Origin of the sequence: Streptomyces sp. NPDC101151 (assembly GCF_044768335.1) — a bacterium.
Classification (GTDB): Bacteria; Actinomycetota; Actinomycetes; order Streptomycetales; family Streptomycetaceae; genus Streptomyces.
The window spans coordinates 86,723-112,350 of record NZ_JBIWPP010000001.1 but is presented as its reverse complement, the minus strand read 5'-3'; the positions used below and the strand labels follow the sequence as shown (position 1 = coordinate 112,350).

The 25,628-nt window shown below is 70.2% G+C and carries 21 protein-coding genes; 12 read left to right on the top strand and 9 right to left on the bottom strand.

The window, feature by feature from the left end; genetic code table 11:
* Window positions 1–10: 10 nt before the first annotated feature.
* A complete protein-coding gene (locus ACIRU3_RS00525) occupies window positions 11–514 on the bottom strand; it encodes a MarR family winged helix-turn-helix transcriptional regulator (protein ID WP_404050498.1) in 504 nt (167 codons plus the stop codon).
* 162 nt (window positions 515–676) lie between these two features.
* Here ACIRU3_RS00525 and ilvA point away from each other — a divergent pair, with 162 nt between their 5' ends.
* The 3 genes from ilvA to ACIRU3_RS00510 all read left to right on the top strand — a co-directional run bounded on the left by ilvA (window position 677) and on the right by ACIRU3_RS00510 (window position 3,943).
* Window positions 677–1,906, top strand: a complete 1,230-nt coding sequence (gene ilvA / locus ACIRU3_RS00520; RefSeq protein ID WP_404049322.1) for a threonine ammonia-lyase — start codon at window positions 677–679, stop codon at window positions 1,904–1,906.
* A 199-nt stretch (window positions 1,907–2,105) separates the two neighbouring features.
* Window positions 2,106–3,089 carry an ATP-binding cassette domain-containing protein gene (locus tag ACIRU3_RS00515; protein ID WP_404049319.1) on the top strand — a complete coding sequence of 328 codons (984 nt, stop codon included), beginning with the start codon at window positions 2,106–2,108 and terminating at the stop codon, window positions 3,087–3,089.
* A complete protein-coding gene (locus ACIRU3_RS00510) occupies window positions 3,086–3,943 on the top strand; it encodes an ABC transporter permease (RefSeq protein ID WP_404049316.1) in 858 nt (285 codons plus the stop codon). Before ACIRU3_RS00515 ends, ACIRU3_RS00510 begins: the two co-directional genes overlap by 4 nt.
* 63 nt (window positions 3,944–4,006) lie before the next feature.
* Here the strand turns inward: ACIRU3_RS00510 and greA are convergent, their stop codons facing one another.
* A complete protein-coding gene (gene greA, locus ACIRU3_RS00505; RefSeq protein ID WP_404049313.1) occupies window positions 4,007–4,507 on the bottom strand; it encodes a transcription elongation factor GreA in 501 nt (166 codons plus the stop codon).
* Between the two features lie 171 nt (window positions 4,508–4,678).
* A complete protein-coding gene (locus tag ACIRU3_RS00500; protein ID WP_404049310.1) occupies window positions 4,679–5,077 on the bottom strand; it encodes a DUF4307 domain-containing protein in 399 nt (132 codons plus the stop codon).
* 103 nt (window positions 5,078–5,180) lie between these two features.
* Between ACIRU3_RS00500 and mca the strand changes: the two genes are divergently transcribed.
* Both mca and ACIRU3_RS00490 read left to right on the top strand, forming a co-directional pair.
* Window positions 5,181–6,062 (top strand): mycothiol conjugate amidase Mca, encoded by an 882-nt coding sequence (gene mca / locus ACIRU3_RS00495; RefSeq protein WP_404049307.1) that lies wholly within the window; start codon window positions 5,181–5,183, stop codon window positions 6,060–6,062.
* Window position 6,063: 1 nt separating this feature from the next.
* A complete protein-coding gene (locus ACIRU3_RS00490; protein ID WP_404049303.1) occupies window positions 6,064–6,288 on the top strand; it encodes a hypothetical protein in 225 nt (74 codons plus the stop codon).
* A gap of 8 nt (window positions 6,289–6,296) precedes the next feature.
* Here ACIRU3_RS00490 and ACIRU3_RS00485 read toward each other — a convergent pair whose 3' ends face one another.
* Together ACIRU3_RS00485 and ACIRU3_RS00480 are read right to left on the bottom strand one after the other, a co-directional pair.
* Window positions 6,297–9,500 (bottom strand): tetratricopeptide repeat protein, encoded by a 3,204-nt coding sequence (locus tag ACIRU3_RS00485; RefSeq protein WP_404049300.1) that lies wholly within the window; start codon window positions 9,498–9,500, stop codon window positions 6,297–6,299.
* A 77-nt stretch (window positions 9,501–9,577) separates the two neighbouring features.
* Window positions 9,578–10,024 (bottom strand): hypothetical protein, encoded by a 447-nt coding sequence (locus ACIRU3_RS00480; protein ID WP_404049297.1) that lies wholly within the window; start codon window positions 10,022–10,024, stop codon window positions 9,578–9,580.
* 141 nt (window positions 10,025–10,165) lie between these two features.
* On the opposite strand from ACIRU3_RS00480, the gene ACIRU3_RS00475 reads away from it, so the two are divergent.
* From ACIRU3_RS00475 to ACIRU3_RS00450, 6 genes are all read left to right on the top strand, one after another.
* Entirely contained in the window at window positions 10,166–10,756 is a 591-nt protein-coding gene (locus ACIRU3_RS00475; protein WP_404049295.1) for an ArsR/SmtB family transcription factor, read from the top strand.
* Window positions 10,737–12,794: a thioredoxin domain-containing protein gene (locus ACIRU3_RS00470; RefSeq protein WP_404049293.1), complete on the top strand. Its 2,058-nt coding sequence runs from the start codon at window positions 10,737–10,739 to the stop codon at window positions 12,792–12,794. Before ACIRU3_RS00475 ends, ACIRU3_RS00470 begins: the two co-directional genes overlap by 20 nt.
* Before the next feature lie 216 nt (window positions 12,795–13,010).
* Complete coding sequence (locus ACIRU3_RS00465; protein ID WP_404049290.1) at window positions 13,011–14,279, top strand: glycosyltransferase; 1,269 nt, start codon at window positions 13,011–13,013, stop codon at window positions 14,277–14,279.
* Window positions 14,276–15,928: an ArnT family glycosyltransferase gene (locus ACIRU3_RS00460; protein ID WP_404049288.1), complete on the top strand. Its 1,653-nt coding sequence runs from the start codon at window positions 14,276–14,278 to the stop codon at window positions 15,926–15,928. The genes ACIRU3_RS00465 and ACIRU3_RS00460 overlap by 4 nt, the downstream gene beginning before the upstream one ends.
* Window positions 15,925–17,115: a glycosyltransferase gene (locus ACIRU3_RS00455; RefSeq protein ID WP_404049286.1), complete on the top strand. Its 1,191-nt coding sequence runs from the start codon at window positions 15,925–15,927 to the stop codon at window positions 17,113–17,115. The genes ACIRU3_RS00460 and ACIRU3_RS00455 overlap by 4 nt, the downstream gene beginning before the upstream one ends.
* The gene (locus ACIRU3_RS00450) at window positions 17,112–19,508 is read left to right on the top strand and encodes a galactose oxidase-like domain-containing protein (protein WP_404049283.1); all 2,397 of its coding nucleotides are present in this window, start codon (window positions 17,112–17,114) and stop codon (window positions 19,506–19,508) included. Before ACIRU3_RS00455 ends, ACIRU3_RS00450 begins: the two co-directional genes overlap by 4 nt.
* Before the next feature lie 63 nt (window positions 19,509–19,571).
* Here ACIRU3_RS00450 and ACIRU3_RS00445 read toward each other — a convergent pair whose 3' ends face one another.
* From ACIRU3_RS00445 to ACIRU3_RS00430, 4 genes are all read right to left on the bottom strand, one after another.
* Window positions 19,572–20,303: a Mut7-C RNAse domain-containing protein gene (locus ACIRU3_RS00445; protein WP_404049280.1), complete on the bottom strand. Its 732-nt coding sequence runs from the start codon at window positions 20,301–20,303 to the stop codon at window positions 19,572–19,574.
* 33 nt (window positions 20,304–20,336) lie between these two features.
* Entirely contained in the window at window positions 20,337–20,978 is a 642-nt protein-coding gene (locus tag ACIRU3_RS00440; RefSeq protein ID WP_404049278.1) for a TetR/AcrR family transcriptional regulator, read from the bottom strand.
* Entirely contained in the window at window positions 20,975–22,543 is a 1,569-nt protein-coding gene (locus ACIRU3_RS00435; protein WP_404049276.1) for an MFS transporter, read from the bottom strand. The genes ACIRU3_RS00440 and ACIRU3_RS00435 overlap by 4 nt, the downstream gene beginning before the upstream one ends.
* A gap of 124 nt (window positions 22,544–22,667) precedes the next feature.
* On the bottom strand, window positions 22,668–23,381 hold the full coding sequence (locus tag ACIRU3_RS00430) for a hemolysin III family protein (RefSeq protein ID WP_404049273.1): 714 nt from the start codon (window positions 23,379–23,381) through the stop codon (window positions 22,668–22,670).
* Window positions 23,382–23,674: 293 nt separating this feature from the next.
* Between ACIRU3_RS00430 and ACIRU3_RS00425 the strand changes: the two genes are divergently transcribed.
* Complete coding sequence (locus ACIRU3_RS00425) at window positions 23,675–25,522, top strand: phosphoenolpyruvate carboxykinase (GTP) (RefSeq protein ID WP_404049271.1); 1,848 nt, start codon at window positions 23,675–23,677, stop codon at window positions 25,520–25,522.
* The last annotated feature ends 106 nt before the right edge of the window (window positions 25,523–25,628 follow it).

The following is a 25,628-nucleotide window of genomic DNA, read 5'->3' as shown; positions in this document are numbered from 1 at the left end:
GCGGTGTGCCTCAGGACGCCGGCGGCTGCTCCACGGACGGCCCCTGGACCGCCATCCGCGCGGACAGCGCGGTGTTGAAGCGCGTGAGGAGCGTGCAGAACTGCTCGCGCTCCTCCGGTGCCCAGTCGTGTGTCAGCTCGGCCATCAACTGACGCCTGGACGATCGCACTTCCTCCAGCCGCGAGGCCCCGCGCGGGGACAGCTGGAGCACCACCGCACGCCCGTCCTCCGGGTGCGAGGTGCGCTTGACGAGCCCGGTGTCGACCAGGGGGGCCACCTGCCGGGTGACCGTCGAGGAGTCGATCCCCATGCTCGCGGCGAGCGCCTTGACGCCCATCGGGCCTTCCTTGTCGAGGCGGTTGAGCAGCAGGTACGCGGCGCGGTCCATGGAGTTGCGCACCTGTCCGACGCCGCCGAGCCGGGTCTGTTCGGCACGGCGGGCGAACAGCGCCACCTCGTGCTGGAGAGTGTCGAGGAGACCGGTGTCACCGACGGTCGTCATGTCCATCGACATTTCAGGTGTTGTGGGCATGGCCGGAGGCTCGCTTCATGAAGGGCTGCTGGGTTGGGGGACAGGGTACGCGGCCCGGGGGCGGGCCGTACCGGCGCCGACCAAACCGGTCTCGGAGCTTGGTCACCCCTGCCGTGTGCGACCGTGAACTGCGAGACTTGCGTCATGAGCTACGGCACGGCTGACTCCTTGCGTTCCGTCACCCTCGACGATGTGCGCGGAGCCCAGAAGATGCTCTCCGGCGTGGCCCGCGTGACCGCGATGGAGAGCAGCCGGCACCTGTCCCAGATGGTCGGCGCGCCGGTGCACCTCAAGTGCGAGAACCTGCAGCGGACGGGCTCGTTCAAGCTGCGCGGCGCCTACGTCCGGATCTCCGGGCTGCTGCCGGAGGAGCGTGCCGCCGGCGTGGTGGCCGCGAGCGCCGGGAACCACGCGCAGGGTGTGGCACTCGCCTCCGCGCTGCTCGGTGTGCACGCCACCGTGTTCATGCCGAAGGGCGCCCCGCTGCCGAAGATCAGCGCGACCCGGGAGTACGGCGCCGAGGTGCGCCTGCACGGCCAGGTGGTCGACGAGACGCTGGCCGCCGCCGAGGAGTACGCGGCCGAGACCGGCGCGGTGTTCATCCACCCCTTCGACCACCCGGACGTCATCGCAGGTCAGGGCACCATCGGCCTGGAGATCCTGGAGCAGTGCCCGGAGGTGAGCACGATCGTCGTCGGTATCGGCGGCGGCGGGCTCGCGGCGGGTGTCGCGGTCGCGGTGAAGGCACTGAGGCCGGACGTGCGGATCGTCGGGGTGCAGGCGGAGGGTGCCGCGGCCTACCCGCCCTCGCTCGCGGCCGGCCGTCCGGTGTCGGTGCAGAACCCGGCGACGATGGCCGACGGCATCAAGGTGGGGCGGCCGGGCCTGGTGCCGTTCGGGATCGTCCAGCAGCTGGTGGACGAGGTGCGCACGGTCGGCGAGGACCAGCTGTCGGCCGCGCTGCTGCTGTGCCTGGAGCGGGCCAAGCTGGTCGTGGAACCGGCCGGGGCGAGCCCGGTCGCGGCCCTGCTCGGCGAGCCCGGCGCCTTCCCCGGCCCGGTCGTCGCCCTGCTGTCCGGCGGCAACGTCGACCCGGTGCTGCTGCAGCGGGTGCTGCGGCACGGCATGGCCGCGCAGGGCCGTTACCTGGCCGTTCGGCTGCGGCTGACGGACCGGCCGGGCGCCCTTGCCACGCTCCTCGGGGTGTTGTCAGCGGTCGACGCCAACGTCCTCGACGTGAGCCACGTACGCACCGATCCCCGGCTCGGGCTCACGGAGGCCGAGGTGGAGCTGCACCTCGAGACGAAGGGCCCGGCGCACTGCGCCGAGGTCGGCCAGGCCCTGCGCGGGGCGGGCTACACGGTCATCGACTGAGGCCGGCCGAGGCCCGGACCGGTGGCGTCATTCGGTCGGGCAAAACCATTGAGTGACGCGATACATCGCGTTATGGTGTGCGCCATGGCCGCCGGACCGCCGATGCAGACGCGGAAAGCCCCAGGTGGAAAACCACAGGCGGAGTCGAGCGCGCAAACCTACCCTTTTCCGCAGAATCCCCAATGACGTGGAGACTCATATGCCAGGCGCCATCTATGCCGAAGGCCTGGTGAAGACCTTCGGTGACGTAAGGGCACTGGACGGCGTCGACCTCGATGTCCCCGAGGGCACGGTCCTCGGTCTGCTCGGGCCGAACGGCGCCGGCAAGACGACCGCGGTCCGCTGTCTGACCACACTGCTGCGCCCCGACAGCGGCAAGGCGCTCGTCGCGGGCGTGGACGTGCTCAAGCATCCCGACACCGTGCGCCGCTCCATCGGCCTGTCCGGCCAGTTCGCGGCCGTCGACGAATACCTGACCGGCCGGGAGAACCTGCAGATGGTCGGGCAGCTGTACCAGATGAGGGCCAAGCCGGCCAAGCAGCGCGCAGCCGAGCTGCTCGAACAGTTCAACCTCGCGGACGCCGCCGACCGCCCCGCCAAGACCTACTCCGGAGGCATGCGCCGCAGGCTCGACCTCGCCGCCGCCCTAGTGGTCTCACCGCCCGTGATGTTCATGGACGAGCCGACCACGGGCCTCGACCCGCGCAACCGCCAGCAGCTGTGGGAGGTCATCAAACAGCTCGTCTCCGGCGGTACGACGCTGCTGCTCACCACGCAGTATCTGGAAGAGGCCGATCACCTCGCCCACGACATCGCTGTCGTCGACCACGGCCGCGTCATCGCCAAGGGCACCTCCGACCAGCTCAAGGCCCGCACCGGCGGCGAGCGCGTCGAGGTCGTGGTGCACGAACGCGAGCACATACCGAGCGCCGTCGAAATCCTGCGGGGTTTCGGCAAGGGCGAGACCACGGTCGAGGAGCACACCCGCAAGCTCACCGTCCCCGTCACCGGCGGCGCCAAGCTGCTCGCCGAGGTCATCCGGGAGCTGGACACCCGAGGGATCGAGATGGACGACATAGGACTGCGCCGCCCGACCCTCGACGACGTCTTCCTGTCCCTGACCGGACACGTCGCCGAGGCCGCCGGACAGGACGAGGCGAACGCCAAGGAGGCCGTGAAGTGAGTGCCGTCACCGACACCGTGCGCATCGCGGCCCCCGGCAACCCCATCGGCCGGTCCATCCGCGACTCATTGATCGTTGCAAAGCGCAATCTGATCCGTATGTCCCGAATCCCGGAGATGTTGATCTTCGGGCTGATCCAGCCGGTCATGTTCGTGGTGCTGTTCACCTACGTGTTCGGCGGCTCCATGAAGATCGACGGCAGCACCAGCGCGATCGACTACAAGAACTTCCTGATGGCCGGCATTTTCGCGCAGACCGTCACCTTCGCCACCGCCAGCTCCGGCGCCGGCATCGCCGACGACATGCACAAGGGCCTCATCGACCGGTTCCGCTCCCTGCCCATGGCACGCGGTGCGGTGCTCACCGGGCGGACCCTCGCCGACCTGGTCCAGACGGCCCTCACCCTGCTGGTCCTGGCCGTCGTCGCGCTGCTGGTCGGCTGGCGGGTCGGGACCTACCAGGACACCAACGCCGCCAGGGTCCTCGCGGCCTTCGGCCTGCTGCTCCTGCTCGGATACGCGTTCACCTGGATCGGCGCCCTGATCGGTCTGACCGTGCGCACCCCCGAGGCGGCCACCTCCGGCGGACTGATCTGGCTCTTCCCGGTGACCTTCATCTCCAACGCGTTCGTGGACACCAGCAACATGACCCCGTGGCTGCGCCACATCGCGGAGTGGAACCCGTTCAGCGCCACCGTTCAGGCCGCCCGCGTGCTCTTCGGGAACCCCGGCCAGTCCACCTCGCACGCCTGGCCCATGGAGCACCCGGTCTGGGCGTCGATGCTCTACTCGGTCCTGATCATCGTCATGTTCCGCACCCTGGCCGTCCGCAAGTACCGCTCGGCGACCGCCTGACGACATGCAGCGCCCCCGGCGTCACGCGGACGCCGGGGGCGGGATGCGAAACCAGGGGCGGGATCAGCCCGAGTACGGCTCGGCCTTCAGGATCCGCACCGAGGCCTTCTTGCCGTTCGGCAGCTCGTACTCCGCGTCCTCGCCGACCTTGTGGCCGATGACGCCGGCGCCGAGCGGCGACTGCGGCGAGTACGTCTCGATGTCCGAGCTCGCGTACTCGCGGGAGGCGAGCAGGAAGTCCAGGGTGTCGTCCTCGTCACCGTCGAAGGCGATCGTGACGACCATGCCGGGCGCGACGGTTCCGTCCGCGGACGCCGGGGCCTCGCCGACCTGCGCGTTCTCCAGGAGCTGGGTCAGCTGGCGCACACGCAGCTCCTGCTTGCCCTGCTCCTCCTTGGCCGCGTGGTACCCGCCGTTCTCGCGCAGGTCGCCCTCCTCGCGCGCGGCCGCGATCTTGGCGGCGATCTCCGTGCGCGCAGGACCAGTAAGGTACTCAAGCTCATCCTTGAGCTTGTTGTACGCCTCCTGGGTCAGCCAGGTGACGTTCTCGCTGGTCTGGGTCACAGGGTGCTCCTCGTCGGTACTGGGAATACAAAGCATCGCCCTACCCAGAAGCATGTTCCCTCTTGGAAGGGCGAAACCACGAGCCTAACAATTCAATGGCGAAAGGGGGAGGACATAAGCCATCAGAATCGCATCAACGCAGGTCAGCGTGTGAGTGTTCGGGGTGATGGATCAGCCGGCGTGGCAACCGAGCAGCTCGGCCGTCGTCCCCTTGGCCGTCGTACGGAGCGTGACGACCTTGTCGATGCGCGTCGCCGAACCCGTGAAGCGGAAGTCGGCCCGGCCCACCTCGGCGCCGTCGGCCGACTGGGAGCGCAGGGTGCAGTACCCGGTGGCGCCTGAGTCCTTGTGGACTTCCAGATGCACCTGGACCGCGTCGTCCGATGCCTGGAAGGTGATCACCTGGGCGCTGATCTCGTTCTGCGCCAGGTAGTGGTAGGCGAAATAGCCGATGAGTGCGAGCAGGGCCGCGCCCAGCACCGATCCGGCGATCCTGAGCTTGCGGTCGGCACGCTCGTCCGAGGAACGGCCGTAGCGGCCCTCGGGGAGCCGCGTGCTTGCCGAGCCCATGATCGTCCTCTCCGCGGAATTATTCGCCCCCCGATTCGGTCACTATAGAAGCCGCCGAACGCACCCCAAGACGCGGGGGCGCCGACATACCGAGGATTGAGTCTTGACTGACCAGTTGCGACTGATGGCCGTTCACGCGCACCCCGACGACGAGTCGAGCAAGGGCGCGGCGACCATGGCGAAGTACGTGTCCGAGGGGGTGGACGTGCTGGTGGTGACCTGCACGGGCGGAGAGCGCGGGTCCATCCTCAATCCCAAGCTGCAGGGCGACAAATACATCGAGGAGCACATCCACGAGGTACGCAAGAAGGAGATGGACGAGGCCCGCGAGATCCTCGGCGTCGCGCAGGAGTGGCTCGGCTTCGTCGACTCCGGCCTGCCCGAGGGCGACCCGCTGCCCCCGCTGCCCGAGGGCTGTTTCGCCCTGGAGGACGTGGACAAGTCGGCCGGTGAGCTGGTCAAGCAGATCCGCTCCTTCCGTCCCCAGGTGATCACCACCTACGACGAGAACGGCGGCTACCCGCACCCCGACCACATCATGACCCACAAGATCTCGATGGTGGCGTTCGAGGGCGCGGCGGACACCGAGAAGTACCCGGAGTCCGAGTTCGGCCCGGCGTACCAGCCGCTCAAGCTCTACTACAACCAGGGCTTCAACCGTCCCCGCACCGAGGCGCTGCACCAGGCGATGCTGGACCGCGGCCTGGAGTCGCCGTACGGCGAGTGGCTCAAGCGCTGGAGCGAGTTCGAGCGCACCGAGCGCACGCTCACCACCCATGTGCCGTGCGCCGACTTCTACGAGATCCGTGACAAGGCGCTGATCGCCCACGCCACGCAGATCGACCCCGACGGCGGCTGGTTCAGGGTGCCGATGGAGCTGCAGAAGGAGGTCTGGCCGACGGAGGAGTACGAGCTGGCGAAGTCGCTCGTCGACACCTCCCTCCCCGAGGACGACCTCTTCGCGGGCATCCGCGACAATGCATGACATGAGCGCAAGCCTGGCACTGACGCACCTCGTCCCCCTCGCCAAGGAGGTCGACGAGAACAAGGTCACCCCCGGCGTCCTCGGCTTCATCGTCTTCGCGGTGATGGCCCTGGCGGTCTGGGGCCTGATGAAGTCGATGAACAAGCACATGCAGAAGGTCGACTTCAAGGAAGCCCCGGACGCCGAGGCCGAGAAGAAGGCCGACTCCGCCGCCCAGACGGGCTGACCGGAAGGTCAGCGCCCGGCCGGTACCGCCACTCCCATCACCTCCCGGGCGTGGCGGTCCGGCGTCATGCGCAGCCGCCAGGCCTGCCAGCCCGCCTCCAGGCTCACGCCCCGCTCCAGCAGCAGGGCGTAGGCCGGGACCCACTCGTGCAGCTTGTCGTCCCGCAGCGGATGCGCGGCGCGTGCCAGCTGGGCCAGCTCCTCCTGGGCGACCGCCGTGCCCACGTCGACCCCGCCCGGCGCCGCGTACGGCAGCAGGGTGCAGCGCAGGAAGCGCGCCCAGTCCTCGCCGCGCCGGTCGCCGTAGGACGTGAAGAGGGTCAGCGCCTCGTCGCACAGGGCGAGCGCCTGCTGGATCCGGGCGTTGCCCGCGTCCACCACCGCCAGCTCCAGGCAGGTCCAGGCCTCGCCATGGGCGACACCGATCCGCTGGAAGTCGGCACGGGCGTCCACGAGCAGCTGGCGCGCGAAACCCGAGTTGCGCAGCGAGCCGGTCTGCGCGGCCCGCTGGTCCCGGGTGGCCCGGGCCGAGTGGTGCCGGGCGCAGGCCAGGCCGTAGACGTCGCGCATCCGGGAGAACATCTGCCGGGAGCGTTCCAGGTCCCGGACCGCCTGGTCCAGCTCGCCGGTCTCCTCCAGGGCCTGGCCGAGGTAGTACAGCGTCCAGGCCTCGCCGCGCACGTCCTCGTTCTCCCGGTGCCGGGCCGCCGCGCGGCGCAGGTCGTCGACGGAGGGGCCGGCGTCGCCGTCGACCAGCCGCGCCCGGGCCAGCTGGGTCAGCGCCCAGGCCTCCCCGCGGGCGTCGTGCGTACGGCCGTACCGCTCCAGGGCGGCCCGCAGCTCCGTCTCCGCGCGCGGTACGTCGCCCATGCGCAGGGCCAGCTGGCCGAGCTGGAAGTGGGCCCAGGCCTCGCCGTGCAGCGAGCCGCCCTCGCGGTGCTGGACCAGGGAGCGGGTGAGCAGGTCCAGGGCCTCCGGCAGACGGGCGCGGTCGCGCTGGACCGCCGCCAGCGCGTGCATCGTCCAGGCGCGGTCCGTCGCCAGCTCCGGAGCCGCCTGGAGGTCCAGCGCCTCCTGGAGCCTGGCGGCCGCCTCGGTCAGGTTGCCCTGGTGGTGCAGGGTGATCCCGAGCGAGCACAGGGCCCGGGCGGCGCCCGCCTCGTGGTGGGCCTCCCGGTAGAGATCCACGACCGAGGTCAGGGTGGTGCGCGCCTTGTCCAGCTCGCCGAGCTGGCGGGCCGCGATGCCCGTGCGCCACTGCACGGAGCGCACCAGCAGGCCCTCGTCGACGGCCTGGGCCAGTTCGCTGATCTCGCCGAGCCGGTAGAGGTCGCCGCGCAGCAGGCAGTAGTCGCACAGGGCGCCGAGCAGGTTCAGCACGGCCGCCTGGTTCACGCCCTCCGCGTGGCGCAGGGCCGCCGTGATGAAGCTGGACTCGTCGTCCAGCCAGCGCAGCGCCTCGTCCAGCGAGGTGAAGCCGTGCGGCCCGAACCGGTCAGAACGCGTCGACATGTTGCCGTCGACCAGCCGCAGCACCGAGTCGGCCAGCTCCGCGTAGTTCACGATCAGCCGCTCCTGCGCTGCCGTGCGCTCGCCCGGATCCTCCTCGTCCAGCAGCCGGGCCTGGGCGAAGGCACGCACCAGGTCGTGCAGCCGGTAGCGACTGCCGCGCACATGGTCGATCAGGCCGGCCCGTGCGAGTGCGGCCAGCCGGCGCTCGGCCTCCTGCTCGTCGGTGGCCAGCAGCGCTGCGGCGGCCGCCCCGCCGAGCGAGGCCCGGCCGGCCAGGGCGAGCCTTCTCAGCAGCCGGCGCGCGCTCTCCGGCTGGTCGGTGTAGCGCAGCCACAGCACCCGCTCGACCGGCTCCACCGGGCCGTACGCGGCGAGGTCCGTGGCCAGCTGCCGGGGCGAGCGCGGGCCCAGCGACGAGCCCGCGACGTGCAGCGCCAGCGGCAGGCCCCCGCACAACTGGCGGATGCGGTCGGTGGATTCGGCGTCGTAGGGCCCCGACGCGTCCTGTGCGGCCGTGCCGAGCAGCTCTTCGGCGCCCGCCGCGTCCAGCGCCTCCACCGGCAGGTGGTGCACCCAGGCCGAAAGGTCCGCGGGCAGCTCCAGAGGCCTGCTCGCGGTGACCAGGACCAGGCTGTCGGAGTGCTCGGGCACCAGGGCGCGCACCTGCTCCGGGTCCGAGGCGTCGTCCAGCACGATCGTGACCGGCAGGCCGGTCAGGTGCTGGTGGTACAGCTCGCCGAGCCGCTTGACCTGCTGGTCGGGGGAGGAGCGTTCGCGGAACAGCAGCTGCTCGCGGGGTGCGCCGAGCCGGTTGAGCAGGTGCAGCAGGGCGTCCCGGGTGGGCAGCGGCGGCTCCTCCCGGCTGCCGCCGCGCAGGTCCACGACGACCGCGCCACGGAAGTGGTCCCTGAGGTCGTGCGCCGCGCGGACCGCGAGCGTCGTACGGCCCGAGCCCGGCTCGCCGTGCAGCACGACCACCGTCGGCCGGGTCTCGGTCGCCGCCCGTGCCGACTGTGCCCACTGCCTGATCCGTGCCAGCTCCTGCCGGCGTCCCGCGAACGGGCCGTCCGGCTCGGGCAGTTGGCCGAAGGACTGCTCCAGCACCGTACGCCTGCGGGCCGCCGCGCTCTTGTCCGCGCCGCGCAGCGCCGGACCGCTCGTCTTCTTCGGGCCCGTGGAGGCGCTGAGCACCCGCTGCTGGTCGAGGTAGGGGCGGATACCGCGCACCTCCAGGGCGGTCAGCCACTGCAGCCGCAGCTGGTCCGGGCCGCCGGGCTGGCCGGCCGCGCCGGCGCGATGGTGGGCGGCGGGCAGATGGGAACCGGCCACCTTCACCACCGTGGCCGCGGCCCCCACCACGCCCACGGTGACTCCCGCGCCGACGGCCGTACCGGTGCCGGTGCCGAGGGACAGGTCGGTGACGGCGGCGGCCACCGCGGCAACAGCGGCCACCAGTAAGGCTGTTCCGGCGCCCTCGCGTGCGTAGCGCTGGCCGAAGGTGAGACGGCCGGCGTCGGCCTCGTCGAGCGCGTGGGTGTAGGCCTCGTACTCCTCGGCGGCCGTCTGTGCCATGGCGTCCAGCGAGCCGCGTGCCCGCGGCAGCAGCAGCTGTCCGTCGGTCCGTCCGCCGGAGCGCCGTACCTCCTCCTCCACGGCCCGCTCCAGCAGCCGCTCGGCCTCCGCCCGGTGGCCTTCCCGCATGTCCCGTCCCCCTCCGGCGGCAACTCCTTTGCGTACGAGTGTCCTTCGGGGGAGGCGGGAACGCGAGGGGGCGGCGATCAGGGCGTGGGTGAGGATTTCGTGGCAACTCCCTTGTGCGCGGCCTTCTTCTGCGGCTCCGACAACGCCAGCACCACGCAGGCGCATGCCAGGGCCGCCTCCGCCACCGCGCACGCCAGGGCCTGTGCGAGGTCGCTGCCCGACTGGGACGTCGTTATGTCGAACCATGCGTCCAGCACCGCCACCGCCGCCGTGGCGGAGGCCGTGAGGCGGGCTCGGGGGTCGGTGCGCAGGCCGAGCAACGCCGTTGTGGCGCAGCCTGCCGTCATGAGGGCGTCGAGGCCGATCCAGGCCAGCGACCAGTGCCGTACCTCCGTGCTGGCCGGGAGGGTCAGGGCGAGCACGACCATCCACGGCACCAGCAGGGCGGACCCCGCCCCGAGCAGGATCAGCGTCCACCTCTTCAGCGGCGCTTTCGCCTTCAGCGGCGCCTTGGTCGTCTCCATCACGGGTCCCCCGCTCCGTCGCGCTTCCGATCGCCTTCCGATCGCGTTCCGACCCCCACACTAGACCGCAGAGAAATTTCTGCAAAGAAAATTCGGCAGACATCGGGGACGACTCAGGGTTCTCAGGGTTACGGTGGCCGCATGACCGACGGCATGCCCGAGATGACCAGCCTTGAGCGCACCGCTCTCTACAAGTCCCTCGGCAACCCCCTGCGCCGCCGGATCCTCGACTACCTCGGCCGGCACGGCGAGGCCAACTCCACCGTCCTCGCCCGCGAACTCGGCGAAAGCTCCGGCACCACCAGCTACCACCTGCGCAAACTCGCCGAGCAGCGGCTCATCGAGGAGATCCCGGAGAAGTCCGGCGGGCGCGAGCGCTGGTGGCGGGTGCTGCCCTTCAGCCACACCACACCCGACCCGGCCGCGATGTCCCCCGAGGAGTACGCGGCCGCCGCACAGCTCGCCCACCTCAAGATCGAGGTCGACACGGCCCTCTTCCGCCGTGCCCACCAGGAGTACCGCGGCCCCGAGGGCTGGGCCCAGGTCCAGCGCCACGGCACCTGGATGACCAGGGAGGAACTCCTCGCCTTCATGCGGGAGTACCACGCCCTGCTGGAGCGGTACGGCCGCACGCGCGAGGCGGCACCGGAGGGGGCACGCCCGGTGTCGATGCGTTTCTACGCGGTAGCGGACCCCGTGGGAGAGTGGAACGGTGAACCGACTGGCCCATGAGACGTCCCCGTATCTGCTCCAGCACGCCGACAACCCCGTCGACTGGTGGCCCTGGTCGGCCGAGGCCTTCGAGACCGCCCGCAGGACCGGCAGACCCCTCCTGCTGAGCGTCGGGTACAGCAGCTGCCACTGGTGCCATGTCATGGCCCACGAGTCCTTCGAGGACCAGGCCACCGCCGACTACCTCAACGAGCACTTCGTCAGCGTCAAGGTCGACCGCGAGGAGCGCCCCGACGTCGACGCCGTCTACATGGAGGCCGTCCAGGCGGCCACCGGCCAGGGCGGCTGGCCCATGACCGTGTTCCTCACCCCGGACGCCGAACCCTTCTATTTCGGCACCTACTTCCCGCCCGCGCCCCGGCACGGCATGCCCTCCTTCCGGCAGGTGCTGGAAGGCGTACGGCAGGCCTGGGACGAGCGGCGCGAGGAGGTCGGCGAGGTCGCCGGCAAGATCGTGCGCGACCTCGCCGAGCGGGAGATCGGCTATCAGGGGGACCGGGTTCCCGGTGAACAGGAACTCGCCCAGGCCCTCCTCGGGCTCACCCGCGAGTACGACCCGCAGCGCGGCGGGTTCGGCGGCGCGCCGAAGTTCCCGCCGTCCATGGTCCTGGAGTTCCTGCTGCGCCACCACGCGCGCACCGGCGCCGAGGGCGCCCTGCAGATGGCCCGGGACACCTGTGAGCGGATGGCCCGGGGCGGCATGTACGACCAGCTCGGCGGCGGGTTCGCCCGCTACTCCGTCGACCGCGACTGGGTGGTGCCGCACTTCGAGAAGATGCTCTACGACAACGCCCTGCTGTGCCGCGTCTACGCGCATCTGTGGCGGGCCACCGCCCACGACGGAGCCGATGACGGACTGGGTGACCTCGCACGGCGGGTCGCGCTGGAGACCGCCGACTTCCTGGTGCGCGAACTGCGCACCACCGACGGCGGGTTCGCCTCGGCACTCGATGCCGACAGCGACGACGGCAGCGGGCGGCACGTCGAGGGCGCGTACTACGTGTGGACCCCCGAACAGCTCAAGGACGCCCTCGGCGACCAGGACGCCGAACTCGCCGCCCGGTACTTCGGGGTGACGGAGGAGGGCACCTTCGAGCACGGCCAGTCGGTCCTTCAACTCCCGCAGAGTGAGGACGTGTTCGATGCCGAGAAGATGGCATCCGTCAAGGACCGCCTGCTGGCGAAGCGTGCTGAGCGTCCCGCTCCCGGACGGGACGACAAGGTCGTCGCCGCCTGGAACGGACTCGCGATCGCCGCACTCGCCGAGACCGGCGCCTACTTCGGCCGGCCCGATCTGATCGAGGCCGCCGTCGGTGCCGCCGATCTCCTCGTACGGGTCCATCTGGACGAGCACGCCCGGCTCGCCCGGACCAGCCGGGACGGACGGGTGGGGCCCAACGCGGGCGTACTGGAGGACTACGCCGACGTGGCCGAGGGCTTCCTCGCTCTCGCGTCGGTGACCGGCGAGGGGGTCTGGCTGGACTTCGCCGGGCTGCTCCTCGACCATGTGCTGGCCCGTTTCACCGACCCCGACAACGGCGCCCTGTACGACACCGCCTCCGACGCCGAGCAGCTCATCCGCCGGCCGCAGGACCCCACCGACAACGCCGCCCCGTCCGGCTGGACCGCGGCGGCCGGCGCCCTGCTGGGCTATGCGGCCCACACCGGTTCGGAACCCCACCGGGTGGCGGCGGAACGGGCGTTGGGCGTCGTCAAGGCGCTCGGGCCGCGCGTGCCACGGTTCATCGGATGGGGACTGGCCGCCGCCGAGGCGCTGCTCGACGGGCCCCGGGAGATCGCGATCGTAGGGCCGTCCCTCGCCGACGGGACGACGGCCGCCCTGCACCGCACGGCACTCCTCGCCACCGCACCGGGCGCCGTCGTCGCTGCCGGGACCCCGGACAGCGACGAGTTCCCGCTGCTCGTCGATCGTCCGCTCGTGGGCGGTGAACCGGCGGCGTACATTTGCCGTAACTTCACATGTGACGTCCCTACGACGGATCCGGAGCGGTTGGGCGCGGCGTTGAACACCACCTGAGCGGCGTGAGAGCGCGGGGGAGCAGAGGTGGTGAACTGTCCCGATGTGGGCAGGTGTTCGGATAGATCCCGCTACCCGCACCACCGTTCCGAAACACGCTATTTATCGGAACAGCTCCCGCGCTTCACAAATCCCCCTTAGTCTCTCCACAGCGGCGTGACGGGTGTGACTGACCGTTGCGCGCACAGGGGGTATCGGGGATCTGGGGGGATCTTTTTGCTGACGTCTGTCTTCGTTGCTGCCGTTTCACTGGCCTTGTTCTGGATGGCGGCCTTCACCCTGTGGTGGCAGATGCACGCGTGGCGCACGCCCGAGGTGCTCGCCTCCACCCGGTTCAGCAGACCGGACGGAGAGGAGCATGTGTCGTTCTCCCTGCTCCTGCCTGCCCGGCATGAGCAGGCCGTACTCGACCACACCATCCAGCGCCTGCTGGAGTCCACACACACCGACTTCGAGATCATCGTGATCGTCGGGCACGACGACCCCGAGACCACGGCGGTGGCCGAACAGGCCGCCGCCCGTGACCCGCGGGTGCGGGTGGTCGTCGACACCCACGAGAAGAAGAACAAGCCGAAGGCCATGAACACGGCGCTGCCGCACTGCCGCGGCGACGTCGTCGGGGTCTTCGACGCCGAGGACCAGGTCCACCCGGAGCTGCTCGCGCACGTCGACCACGCCTTCCGGACGACCGAGGCGGACGTCGTCCAGGGCGGTGTCCAGCTCATCAACTTCCACTCCAGCTGGTACAGCCTGCGCAACTGCCTGGAGTACTTCTTCTGGTTCCGTTCCCGGCTGCACCTGCACGCGCAGAAGGGGTTCATCCCGCTCGGCGGCAACACCGTGTTCGTACGGACCGACGTCCTCAGGGAAGCGGACGGCTGGGACCCGAACTGCCTCGCCGAGGACTGCGATCTGGGCGTGCGCCTGTCCAGTGTCGGCAAGAAGGTCGTCGTCGCCTACGACTCCGACATGGTCACCCGTGAGGAGACCCCCGGCTCGCTGATGTCGCTGCTGAAGCAGCGCACCCGCTGGAACCAGGGCTTCCTGCAGGTGTACCGGAAGAAGGACTGGAAGCAACTGCCCGCCCTGCGCCAGCGGCTGCTGGCCCGGTACACGCTGATGACCCCGTTCCTGCAGGCCTTCTCCGGCGTGATCATCCCGCTGAACGCGGCCGTCGCGCTCTTCCTCGACGTGCCCGTCGGAGTTGCCTTCCTCACCTTCCTGCCGCTGGTCACGGCCGCCGTCACCTTCGTCTTCGAGGTGGTCGGACTGCACGACTTCGGCAAGCAGTACGGGCTCAGGGTCCGCCTCGTCCACTACGCCAAGCTCATCGTGGGCGGCCCCTTTTACCAGGTCCTCCTCGCCGGGGCCGCGATCCGCGCCGTGTGGCGCGAGCAACGCGGACGGAACGACTGGGAGCTGACCACTCATGTCGGCGCGCACCTCACCGCGGCCGAGCCGATCCGAGAGGACGTTCCTGCGTGACCTCCACTCTCCCCGCGGTGACCACCGACAAGGTCCCCGCGCAGCCCCGGCCTGCGCCTGAGGCGCGTTCGACCGGCCGAACAAAGCCGCCGGAACGTCTCCGTTCCTCCCGTCCCGACCTGCTGCTGTGCGGACTCCTGCTCACGGCGATCCTCGTCGTCCAGGGCTGGAACATCGCCGACTACCCGACCCTCAGCGACGACGAGGGCACCTACCTCGCCCAGGCCTGGGCCGTCCAGCAGGGCGAGGGCCTGGCCCACTACACCTACTGGTACGACCACCCGCCGCTCGGCTGGCTCCAGATAGCCCTGCTCACCTGGATACCCTCCGCGATCAGCCCCGGCTCGATGACCGTCGGCTCCATGCGGATCACCATGCTCGTGATCAGCGGTATCAGCGCGGTGCTGGTGTACGTCCTCGGCCGCAGACTCTCCCTGCCCCGCTGGGCCGCCGGGCTCGGCATGGCCCTGTTCGGCCTCTCCCCGCTGGCCGTCGTGCTCCAGCGGGAGATCTTCCTGGACAACATCGCCGTCATGTGGCTGCTGCTGGCGTTCTGCCTGGCCGCCTCGCCCAGCCGGCATCTGTGGCACCACTTCGGCGCGGGCCTCGCGGCCGCCGCGGGCGTGCTCACCAAGGAGACGATGCTCGTCGTCCTGCCCGCCCTGTTCGTCACCATGTGGCGGCACAGCCACCGCGACACCCGCAAGTTCGCCCTCACCGGAGCCGTCACCGCCTGCGCGCTGATCGGCTTCTCCTACCCGCTCTTCGCCCTGCTGAAGGGAGAGCTGTTCCCGGGCAGCGGGCACGTCTCGCTCTGGGACGGCATCAAGTACCAGATGTCCAGGCCCGGTTCGGGCTTCATCCTGGACACCTCCTCCGGCTCCTACGGGGTGCTGCACTCCTGGCTGTACTACGACCGGGTCCTGCCGCTGGGCGGTCTCGCCGGAGCCCTGCTGCTGATCGTGACCTGGCGCTGGTCGGTCACCGCCCGCGCGCTGGCCGGACCGGCCCTGACCGTGGCGATCCTGGCCGCCGTGGCCATGCGGCCGAGCGGCTATCTGCCCGCCATGTACATCATCGGCGCGCTGCCCTTCCTCGCCCTGGTCCTCGCCGGTGGCGCCGCCTCCGTCACCCACGGCGTACTGCGCCGGTGGCGGGCCGAGGGCGAGAAGCGGTATCTCACCGGCGGCCGGTACGCACTGGCCGCCGTACTGGCCCTCGCCGCCGGCGCCTACGTCGTACCGCACTGGTACGACGGCAACCGCACCGCCGTCACCACCGACGCCAACAAGCCCTACCGGCAGGCCTCCACCTGGCTCAGCACACAGGTCGAGGACCCGAGGAAGACCCGGGTCCTCGTCGACGACGCCCTGTGGCTCGACCTCGTGCACGCCGGGTACCGGCCCGGGCTCGGTGCCATCTGGTTCTACAAGGCGGACCTCGACCCGGCCGTCACCAAGACCATGCCGCACGGCTGGCGGGACATCGACTACGTCGTCGCCTCGCCGACCGTCCGCCGCGACGCCAAGGACCTGCCGAACGTGAAGGCCGCCATCCAGCACTCCGAGCCGGTCGCCACCTTCGGCACCGGAGACGACCGCATCGAGATCCGGCAGATCCGGACGGCCGCCGCGGGAGGCGCGCGATGAGCGAATACACCGTTCCCGGCGAGCTGGGCGACCCGGCCGTACAGGGCGCCGAAGTCGCCGAACCCGGCGCCGTCACCATCGTCGTACCGACCTTCAACGAGTCCGCGAACATCCGGCAGTTGCTGCACCAGATCACCGAGTCGGTACCCGCCCGGCTGCCCTGCGAGGTCGTCTTCGTGGACGACTCCACCGACGACACCCCCGAGGTGATCCGCGCGGCCGCGCAGGACTGCCCGTTCCCGGTGACCGTGCTGCACCGTGAGGAACCGGCCGGCGGGCTCGGCGGGGCCGTGGTCGAGGGGCTGAAGGCGGCCACCTCGGAGTGGATCGTCGTCATGGACGGCGACTGCCAGCACCCGCCGTCCCTGGTACCCGAGCTGGTGGCCACCGGCGAGCGCACGAACGCCGGGCTCGTGGTCGCCTCCCGGTACATCAAGGGAGGCAGCCGGGCCGGGCTCGCCGGCAGCTACCGGGTGGCCGTCTCGCGCGGCGCGACCTGGCTGACCAAGGCGCTCTTCCCGCGCAAGCTGCACGGCATCAGCGACCCGATGAGCGGCTTCTTCGCCATCCGGCGCAGCGCGGTCACGGCCGAGGTGCTCAAGCCGCTCGGCTACAAGATCCTTCTGGAGCTGGCCGTACGGAGCAGGCCCCGGCGGGTCGCCGAGGTGCCGTTCGTCTTCCAGGACCGGTTCGCCGGCGAGTCCAAGTCGAGCGCGCAGGAGGGCTTCCGCTTCCTGCGCCACCTGGTGGGACTGCGCACCGCCTCACCGGTCGCCCGCCTGGTCGGCTTCGGGCTGATCGGCGCGAGCGGCTTCGTGCCGAACCTGGTCGGGCTGTGGGCGCTGACCGTCCTCGGCCTGCACTACGTGCCCGCCGAGATCCTCGCCAACCAGCTCGGCGTCGCATGGAACTTCCTGCTCATCGAGCATCTGCTGTTCCGCGACCGGCGGGCGCACCGCCGCTGGTGGGACCGCCTGGGCCGGTTCGCGGCGCTCGCCAACGCGGACCTGGTGCTGCGCATCCCGCTGATCGCGCTGTTCGTCGACCGGTTCGGGATGGGCGCGCTGCCCGCCACCGCGCTCGCACTGGTGACGACGTTCGTCCTGCGCTTCGCCGGGACCGAAGCGCTGGTCTACCTCCCGCGCCGCAAGACCGGGGGTCGTACAACCGCTAGGAGAGCCGTGTGAACAGACACCGCAGACGGACCGCGCTGGTCGGGGTGGGGGCCCTGACCGCCGGTCTGCTCCTCACCTCGCCGCAGAGCGCCGAGGCCGCCAACCTCGTCAAGAACCCGGGCTTCGAGACCGCCGGTACGGACGACATGCCGTACTGCTGGGAGAAGTCCGGCTGGGGCGACAACGACTTCAGCTTCCAGACCACCGCCGACGCCCACTCCGGTGCCAAGGCCATGAAGGTCACGCTGACCCGCCGGGTCGACGGCGACCGCAAGGCGCTGATCACCGAGTCCACCGCGTGCGCGCCGGTGGTGACCGTCGGCAAGCAGTACGACCTCGGGCTCTGGTACAAGACCACGACACCCGACGCCAACATCACGCTCTTCCGGCACGACACCACCGCCGGCTGGCAGTACTGGACCGACCTCAAGACCCTGGACCTGGCGTCCGCCTGGACGCAGGGAACGGTCCGCACTCCCGAGGTCCCGGCCGGCACCGACCGGATCACCTGGGGCGTCTCGGTCTACGGCACCGGTTCGGCGACCACCGACGACTACACGATGGAGCAGGTCCCGGACACGCTCCCGCCCGCCCAGTGCAGCGGCACGGGCGACCAGTGCGCCAACGGCAGCTGGTCGGTGCTGCCCACGCAGAACCCGGTCCGCTCGATGCACTCCGTCGTGCTCAACAACGGCAAGGTGCTGCTGATCGCTGGCTCCGGCAACAGCGAGGAGAACTTCGACGCCGGCAGCTTCACCAGCGCGGTGTACGACCCGGCGAAGGGCACCTACAAGGTCGTCCCCACGCCGAAGGACATGTTCTGCGCGGGCCATGTGCAGCTCCAGGACGGGCGGGTGCTCGTCATGAGCGGCAACAAGGCCTACCCGGTCCCGGGCGGGCACGGCTACGAGGGCTTCAAGGACTCGTACATCTTCGATCCGAAAACCGAGAAGTACAGCAAGACCAACGATCTCAACGACGGCCACTGGTACCCGTCGGCGACCGAACTCGGCAACGGTGACGTCATCTCCTTCGGCGGGCTGCGCGAGGACTCCACGGGCTCGGTGACGGCCGAGTACTGGTCGGACAAGGACCAGAAGTGGCTGGCACTGTGGCAGGTCAACCAGACCTGGTCGTACTGGGGTCTGTACCCGTCGATGGTCCTCATGCAGGACGGCCGCCTCTTCTACACGGGCAGCCATGTCTTCGGCAACAACATCCCCGGCACGGGCTCGGCGATCTACGACTACAACGCCAACACGGTCACCCAGATCCCGGGGCTGCAGAACAAGGACGAACGGGACCAGTCGGCGAGCGTGCTGCTGCCTCCGGCGCAGGACCAGAAGGTCCTCACCCTCGGTGGCGGCAACATCGACTCCAACCCGGACGCCAACCGTCTGACCGACGTGATCGACCTCAAGCAGGCGAACCCGTCGTACATGGCCGGGCCGCCGCTCCCGCAGGGCACGGTGGACCTCGGAGGCGGCAAGATCGCCGAGACCGGCAACCAGGGCAAGATGTACGTGTCCGCCGTCCTGCTGCCCGACGGCAAGGTGCTGGAGACGGGCGGCGCGCTGCACAACCGCGCCAACCCGGTCTACGAGTCCTCGATCTACGACCCGGGCACCAACACCTTCGACCCCGTCGCCGCCGACCCCGAGTCCCGTGGCTACCACTCCTCGGCGTTCCTGCTGCCCGACGGCCGTGTGATGGCCACCGGTGACAACCCGGGCAACGGCACCTGGAACCACAATGTGTCGATCTACACCCCGCCCTACCTCTACAAGGGCACCCGCCCGACGATCACCTCGGTGATCAACCAGGAGTGGAAGTACGGCGACACCCAGCGGATCACCGTCGACCGGCCCATCGCCAAGGCGGAGCTGATCCGTCCGGCGGCGGTCACCCACTCCTCCGACCCGAACCAGCGGTTCGTCGACCTGCCGCTGTCCGTCGACGGCAACAACGTCGACCTGAATGTGACGAGCAACCCCAACCTGGCCCCGCCCGGCTGGTACATGCTCTTCGCGGTGGACGCCAACGGGGTGCCGTCGGTGGCCAAGTGGGTGCATCTGCAGGGCCCGGCCGCGCTCAGCGCCTCCGACGCCTCGGCGCACGTCCACTCCTTCGCCGACTCCCTCCGGGGCAAGGTCTCCGGGCCCGGCAAGAAGAAGACGTCGCAGAAGGTCAGTCCGACGATCTCCGGCTGCGACCGGCACTACGGCTCGGTCAACGTGTGTGTGCCGACGGACTTCCCGCCCCGGGTGAAGAAGTCGGCCGCGGCCCGCTGCACCTGGCTGAAGCAGAACCACTATGGCCGGCTGAAGGTCAACGGTGGTGACGATCCGCTGGGGTTGGACCGCAACAGGGACGGGGTCGCGTGCGGGAAGGGCGACGTCCGCTAGGGCCTGTCGCCGCGGGTACGCAGTGGCTGGTCGCGCAGTGTCCCCGTGCCTGTGGGGGGCGCGTCAGTTCCGGCCGCTGAATTCCGTCAGGGCGCGCTCCACGATGGCTTCGAGCTGGTCGTGGTGCGCGCCCTTCCAGTACGCGCGGCCGCAGTCCGTGCACTGGGCGAAGACGTCGTACGACCGCTGTGTGCCGCCGTGCAACTGGTCCGCCACCTCCTCCCTGGTGGCCTCCCTGAGCAGTCCGTTGCAGGCGGTGCAGCGTGTCCAGGGACGCAGTTCGGGGCGGAACCGTCCAAGGACGTCGCCCAGTTGGTCCTCGGGGCGGGTGCTGTAGACGTAGGCGCCGGCCCACAGTTCGCGGCGGCGCAGCAGGCCCCGGTCGCGGCTGAGCATGACCCGCCGCTCGGCGGCCGAGCGGGCGGCGAGGGCCGGGTCGCCGATGTCCGTCGACTCGTACGAGGTGTCCACGCCGAGCAGGCGCAGCCGGCGGGCGAGCGTGCCGAGATGGACGTCGAGGAGGAAGCGCAGGGGAGCGCCGGGGACCTGCTGGGGGCGCTGGACAGAGCGGACGTCCACCACGTCGCCGGCGGCGGGGACGTACGACCTCGCCACCTCGCGGCCGTTGACCCACAGGGATCCGACCTCGGTCAGCGGGACGCCGGCCGACTCGACGACGTGGCCGAGGGTCGAGGCGCCGTCGGTGGCGAGGGGGGTGGCACCCCGGCGTCGCTCGCTCGGGACGAACAGGGCGAGGTCGGGGGCGAACTCGACGTGGATCTCGGGACCGTTCACCCGGTCAGGATGCCACGGCCGAGGGCTTGCTACTCAGGCGTTTTTCGGGGGAAGGCCGTGCGCGATCACGTCGATGGCGCGGTCGACGAGGACCTCCAGGTCGTCCGGGAAGTCGTTCTCCGCCCAGTAGATGGAGACCTCGTGCAGCCCGCCGATCAGGGACATCGCGAAGACCCGCACCTCCAGGCTCCCCGGGTCCCGGCCGCTGCGCTCCCCGATGGCCTGGCAGAGCATGCGGCCGGTGGCCGACATGCTCTCCATCATCCGCGAGCGCACCGCGGGGACCTGGACCATCAGATGCGCCCGCAGCCGGGTGGTCTCGCCCTCCAGCTCGAGCCCCATGCGGACGGCCTTCTTCATCACGTGCCGCAGGGATTCCGTCCACGGCTCGTCCGCGGGCCGGTGGCGCAGTTCCTCCAGCATGAGCGCGTCGTACTCGTCCGTGAGGACGATGTCCTCCTTGGTCGGGAAGTAGCGGAAGACGGTGGACGGTGACACCTCCGCCCGTTCGGCGATCTGGTCGATCGTCGTGGCGTCGTAGCCCTGTTGCTCGATCAGGGCGTACGTCGCCGTGCGGATCGCCTCCCGCGTCTTGATCTTCTTGCGTTCACGCAGGCCGAGGCGGGGTCGGTCGGCGGCGGAGGCGGGGGATTGTGCGGCCGTCATGCCCGTCATTGTCCGGCATCTGCCGCGGGCGCGGCCACGACCGGGGTCTTCTCGCGTTCCGTGCGTCGTACGACCGGGGCGTTGGGCAGGAACGCGGCGGCCAGCAACGCGGAGACCAGGGCGGCGACAGCGCACACCAGCAGGACCACGCCCATGCCGTGGACGTAGGCGCTGTCCGCGGAGGCGGCGAGGTGCGCGGAGCCGGTCCTCCCGGCGATCAGGTGCGCGGCGACGACCGAGTCCCCGGCGGTGTCGGCGGCGGCCGCGGGCAGGCCGGTCACCTCGAGACGGTCGCGGAAGACGTTGGCCAGCAGGCTGCCGAGCAGGGCGATGCCGATCGCGGAGCCGACCTGGCGCAGGGTCATCAGCAGGCCGGAGCCGCTGCCGGCCCGGTCCCGGGGCAGGGTCGCGAGTGCGCCGGTCATGGACGGTACGAGCGAGAAGCCGAAGCCGAGGCCCGCGACGGTGAGCCACAGGGCGGTGAAACCGTAGCCCGAGCCGGTCGTCGTCCGGCTGCCGAGCAGGGCGGCGAAGGCCAGCACGACCAGACCCGCGCTGACCGTGGCGCGTGGCCCGAAGCGCGCGGAGACCGGGGGAGCGAACTTCGCGGCGGCGGACAGACCGAGGACCATCGGCAGCATCCGGATGCCGGTGCCGAGGGTGTCGTTGCCGAGGACGGCCTGGAGGTAGGGCGGCAGCACGAACATCAGGCCGGACAGCACGAACATCACCAGGGTCGCGGCGACGGTGTTGAGCAGGAAGCCGCGTTGGGCGAGCAGGCTCATGTCCAGCATGGGGCGCAGCACCCGGCGCGAGCGCAGCACCAGCCCGGTGATCAGGACCGCGGCTCCGGCGAACACGGCGAGGATCAGCGGATCGCCCCAACCGTGGTCGGGGGCCTCGATGATCGCGTAGATGAGGGCGCCCAGCCCACCGACGGTGAACGCGGTGGAGAGGCTGTCGACCCGGGGGGAGGCCGGGTCGCGGGTCTCGGGCAGCAGCAGGACGCAGGCGACGATGCCGATCGCGACCATCGGGATGTTGATCAGGAAGACCGAGCCCCACCAGAAGTGGTCGAGCAGCCAGCCGCCGATGATCGGTCCCAGCGGCAGGCCCAGTGCGGAGCCGGTGGAGACGAGGCCGAGGGCCTTGCCCTGCTCGTCGGGCGTGAACAGGGACGGCAGCACGGACATCGCCAGCGGTGTGATCAACGCTGCTCCGATGCCCATCACCGCGCGGGCCGCGACGACCACGTCGACGTCGCCGGCCAAGGCGCCGACCACGGAGCCGGCCAGGAAGATCACGAGCCCGGTGATCAGCATCCGCCGCCGCCCGAACCGGTCGCCGAGCAGGCCCGCCGGGAGCATCAGCGCCGCGAAGACGACGACGTAGGCGTCCGCCATCCACTGCTGCTGACCGGTCGTGGCGCCGAGCTGCTCCGCCATGGTCGGCAGCGCCACGTTGAGGATCGTCATGTCGAAGCCGAGCACGAGCATGCTCGCGACCAGGGCGCCGAGGGCCCACCAGCGGCGGGGGTCGCGCCGTGTGTCGTCGATGTGCGTCACAGTAGCCATGAAGTGAGAGTAGCTGTCAAAATCTATTGCCTGTCAATGGCAATCTACTGTCAGCATAGAAACGCCATAGCAAAAATGGCCACGGCTCGAGAGCCGTGGCCAAGAAGCGGGAGGGGTGGAGGGGTTACGCGTGCTGGTACGCCACCAGCGAGATGCCGACGTAGTGGACGACGAACGCGGCGAGGGTGAAGGAGTGGAAGACCTCGTGGAAGCCGAACCAGCGCGGTGACGGGTTCGGGCGCTTGATGCCGTAGATCACGCCTCCCGCGCTGTAGAGGAGGCCGCCGACGATCACCAGGACCAGGACGGCGATACCGCCGGTGCGCATGAAGTCGGGCAGGAAGAAGACGGCTGCCCAGCCCATCGCGATGTAGCAGGGGGTGTAGAGCCAGCGCGGTGCGCCGACCCAGAAGACGCGGAAGACGATGCCCGCCGCGGCCGCGGCCCAGATGCCCCACAGCAGCCACTGGCCCTTGGCGCTGGGCAGGAGCAGCATCGTCAGCGGAGTGTAGGTTCCCGCGATGATCAGGAAGATGTTGGCGTGGTCGAGGCGGCGCAGTACGCCGTCCATCCGCGGGCTCCAGTTGCCCCGGTGGTACAGCGCGCTGACGCCGAACAGCAGGCATGCCGTCAGGACGTAGATGCCGCAGGCGATGCGGCCTCTGGTGGAGTCGGCGAGGGCGGTGAGCACCAGCCCCGCGATGAGTACGGCCGGGAACATGCCGAGGTGCAGCCAGCCGCGAAGCCTGGGCTTGACCGGATGCGGCAAAGAGAGCGCGGCGGGACCGCGGCCGGCGGCCGGCGTGTCCGTGGGCGCGTCGGGGACGGACGCAGTCATGCGGGGCATGGTACCTACGGCTCCGTAAGTCGCGCGTCAGCGCGCGCCCGTGAGTGGACGCAACGCAAAAAGTCCTTCTGCTGAACTCCACGTGCACGCAAAGAATCACGGAAACCGTGGGATTCCTCACGTCGCTCACCTGTGATGCCCTCTGGACAGATGGGCACTAGAATCGGATGATCAAATGAGTGCGGTCGGCACCGGATGAGCGCCAAACAGTCGACACTGTGAAGCATCCGGGTCGCGGCCCCCACGGGGCGACAAGACAAAAAATCCCTCAATTAGGAGCAATCGTGGCGCGCGACATCGCGGCTCCCGTCGGCATCCCCACCCACCACCAGGAACTGATCTCGTGGGTCAACGAGATCGCCGAACTGACGCAGCCGGACAGCGTGGTCTGGTGTGACGGATCCGAGGCCGAGTACGAGCGGCTGAGCGAGGAGCTCGTCGGCAAGGGGACCTTCAAGAAGCTCGACCCCATCAAGCGCCCGCACTCCTACTACGCCGCCTCCGACCCGACCGACGTCGCGCGCGTCGAGGACCGGACCTTCATCTGCTCGGAGAAGGAGCAGGACGCCGGCCCGACGAACCACTGGAAGGCCCCCGCCGAGATGCGGGAGATCTTCCAGGGCTCCCAGGGGGAGGGCGGCCTGTTCCGCGGTTCGATGCGCGGCCGGACCATGTACGTCGTCCCGTTCTGCATGGGACCGCTCGGCTCCCCGCTGTCCGCGATCGGCGTGGAGATCACCGACTCCGCCTATGTCGCCGTCTCCATGCGCACGATGACGCGCATGGGCCAGGCCGTCCTCGACGAGCTGGGCGACGACGGCTTCTTCGTCAAGGCCGTGCACTCGCTCGGCGCCCCGCTGGAGCCCGGCCAGGCGGACGTCCCCTGGCCCTGCAACCAGACCAAGTACATCTCCCACTTCCCGGAGAGCCGCGAGATCTGGTCGTACGGCTCCGGCTACGGCGGCAACGCGCTGCTCGGCAAGAAGTGCTACGCCCTGCGCATCGCCTCCGTCATGGCCCGCGACGAGGGCTGGCTGGCCGAGCACATGCTGATCCTCAAGCTCACCCCGCCGCAGGGCGAGTCCAAGTACGTCGCCGCCGCTTTCCCGAGCGCCTGCGGCAAGACCAATCTCGCCATGCTGGAGCCCACGGTCTCCGGCTGGACCGTGGAGACCATCGGCGACGACATCGCCTGGATGCGGTTCGGCGAGGACGGCCGGCTGTACGCGATCAACCCCGAGGCCGGTTTCTTCGGCGTCGCGCCCGGCACCGGTGAGCACACCAACGCCAACGCGATGAAGACGCTGTGGGGCAACGCGGTCTTCACCAACGTCGCCCTCACCGACGACGGCGACGTGTGGTGGGAGGGCATGACCGAGGAGTCGCCCGCCCACCTGACCGACTGGAAGGGCAACGACTGGACGCCGGCGTCCGGGACTCCGGCCGCCCACCCCAACGCCCGCTTCACCGTCCCGGCCTCGCAGTGCCCGATCATCGCGCCGGAGTGGGAGGACCCGAAGGGCGTGCCGATCTCGGCGATCCTCTTCGGCGGCCGCCGCGCCACCGCGGTGCCGCTGGTGACGGAGTCCTTCGACTGGAACCACGGCGTCTTCCTCGGCGCGAACGTGGCCTCCGAGAAGACCGCCGCCGCCGAGGGCAAGGTCGGTGAGCTGCGCCGCGACCCCTTCGCGATGCTGCCGTTCTGCGGCTACAACATGGGCGACTACATGGCCCACTGGATCGACGTGGGCGAGGCCGCCGCGCGCCGGGAAGGGGACCAGTCCAAGCTGCCGAAGATCTACTACGTCAACTGGTTCCGCAAGAACGACGAGGGCAAGTTCGTCTGGCCGGGCTTCGGCGAGAACAGCCGCGTCCTGAAGTGGATCGTGGAGCGGCTGGACGGCCGGGCCGAGGGCGTCGAGACCCCGATCGGCGTCCTGCCGACACGGGACGCGCTGGACACGAACGGCCTCGAACTGGCCGAGTCCGACCTCGACTTCCTGCTCACGGTCGACAAGGAGGTCTGGCGCGAGGAGGCGGCCCTCGTCCCCGAGCACCTCAACACCTTCGGCGACCACACCCCGAAGGAGCTGTGGGACCAGTACCGCGCGCTGGTGCAGCGCCTGGGCTGACGCCCGCACGAAAGACTCCGCGGCCGGTCCGGATGCCCTGACCAGCGATCGTCACGGCCGGCCGCGGTGACAACCCCGGCCGGGCCCCGCACAACGGCGTGCGGGG

Bases quoted from the DNA above. Each gene is read 5' to 3' on its own strand.
- ACIRU3_RS00525 (WP_404050498.1), bottom strand. From the start codon at position 514: ATGTCGATGGACATGACGACCGTCGGTGACACCGGTCTCCTCGACACT.
- ilvA (WP_404049322.1), top strand. From the start codon at position 677: ATGAGCTACGGCACGGCTGACTCCTTGCGTTCCGTCACCCTCGACGAT.
- ACIRU3_RS00515 (WP_404049319.1), top strand. From the start codon at position 2,106: ATGCCAGGCGCCATCTATGCCGAAGGCCTGGTGAAGACCTTCGGTGAC.
- ACIRU3_RS00500 (WP_404049310.1), bottom strand. From the start codon at position 5,077: ATGGGCTCGGCAAGCACGCGGCTCCCCGAGGGCCGCTACGGCCGTTCC.
- ACIRU3_RS00490 (WP_404049303.1), top strand. From the start codon at position 6,064: ATGAGCGCAAGCCTGGCACTGACGCACCTCGTCCCCCTCGCCAAGGAG.
- ACIRU3_RS00485 (WP_404049300.1), bottom strand. From the start codon at position 9,500: ATGCGGGAAGGCCACCGGGCGGAGGCCGAGCGGCTGCTGGAGCGGGCC.
- ACIRU3_RS00480 (WP_404049297.1), bottom strand. From the start codon at position 10,024: ATGGAGACGACCAAGGCGCCGCTGAAGGCGAAAGCGCCGCTGAAGAGG.
- ACIRU3_RS00475 (WP_404049295.1), top strand. From the start codon at position 10,166: ATGACCGACGGCATGCCCGAGATGACCAGCCTTGAGCGCACCGCTCTC.
- ACIRU3_RS00455 (WP_404049286.1), top strand. From the start codon at position 15,925: ATGAGCGAATACACCGTTCCCGGCGAGCTGGGCGACCCGGCCGTACAG.
- ACIRU3_RS00440 (WP_404049278.1), bottom strand. From the start codon at position 20,978: ATGACGGGCATGACGGCCGCACAATCCCCCGCCTCCGCCGCCGACCGA.
- ACIRU3_RS00435 (WP_404049276.1), bottom strand. From the start codon at position 22,543: ATGGCTACTGTGACGCACATCGACGACACACGGCGCGACCCCCGCCGC.
- ACIRU3_RS00430 (WP_404049273.1), bottom strand. From the start codon at position 23,381: ATGACTGCGTCCGTCCCCGACGCGCCCACGGACACGCCGGCCGCCGGC.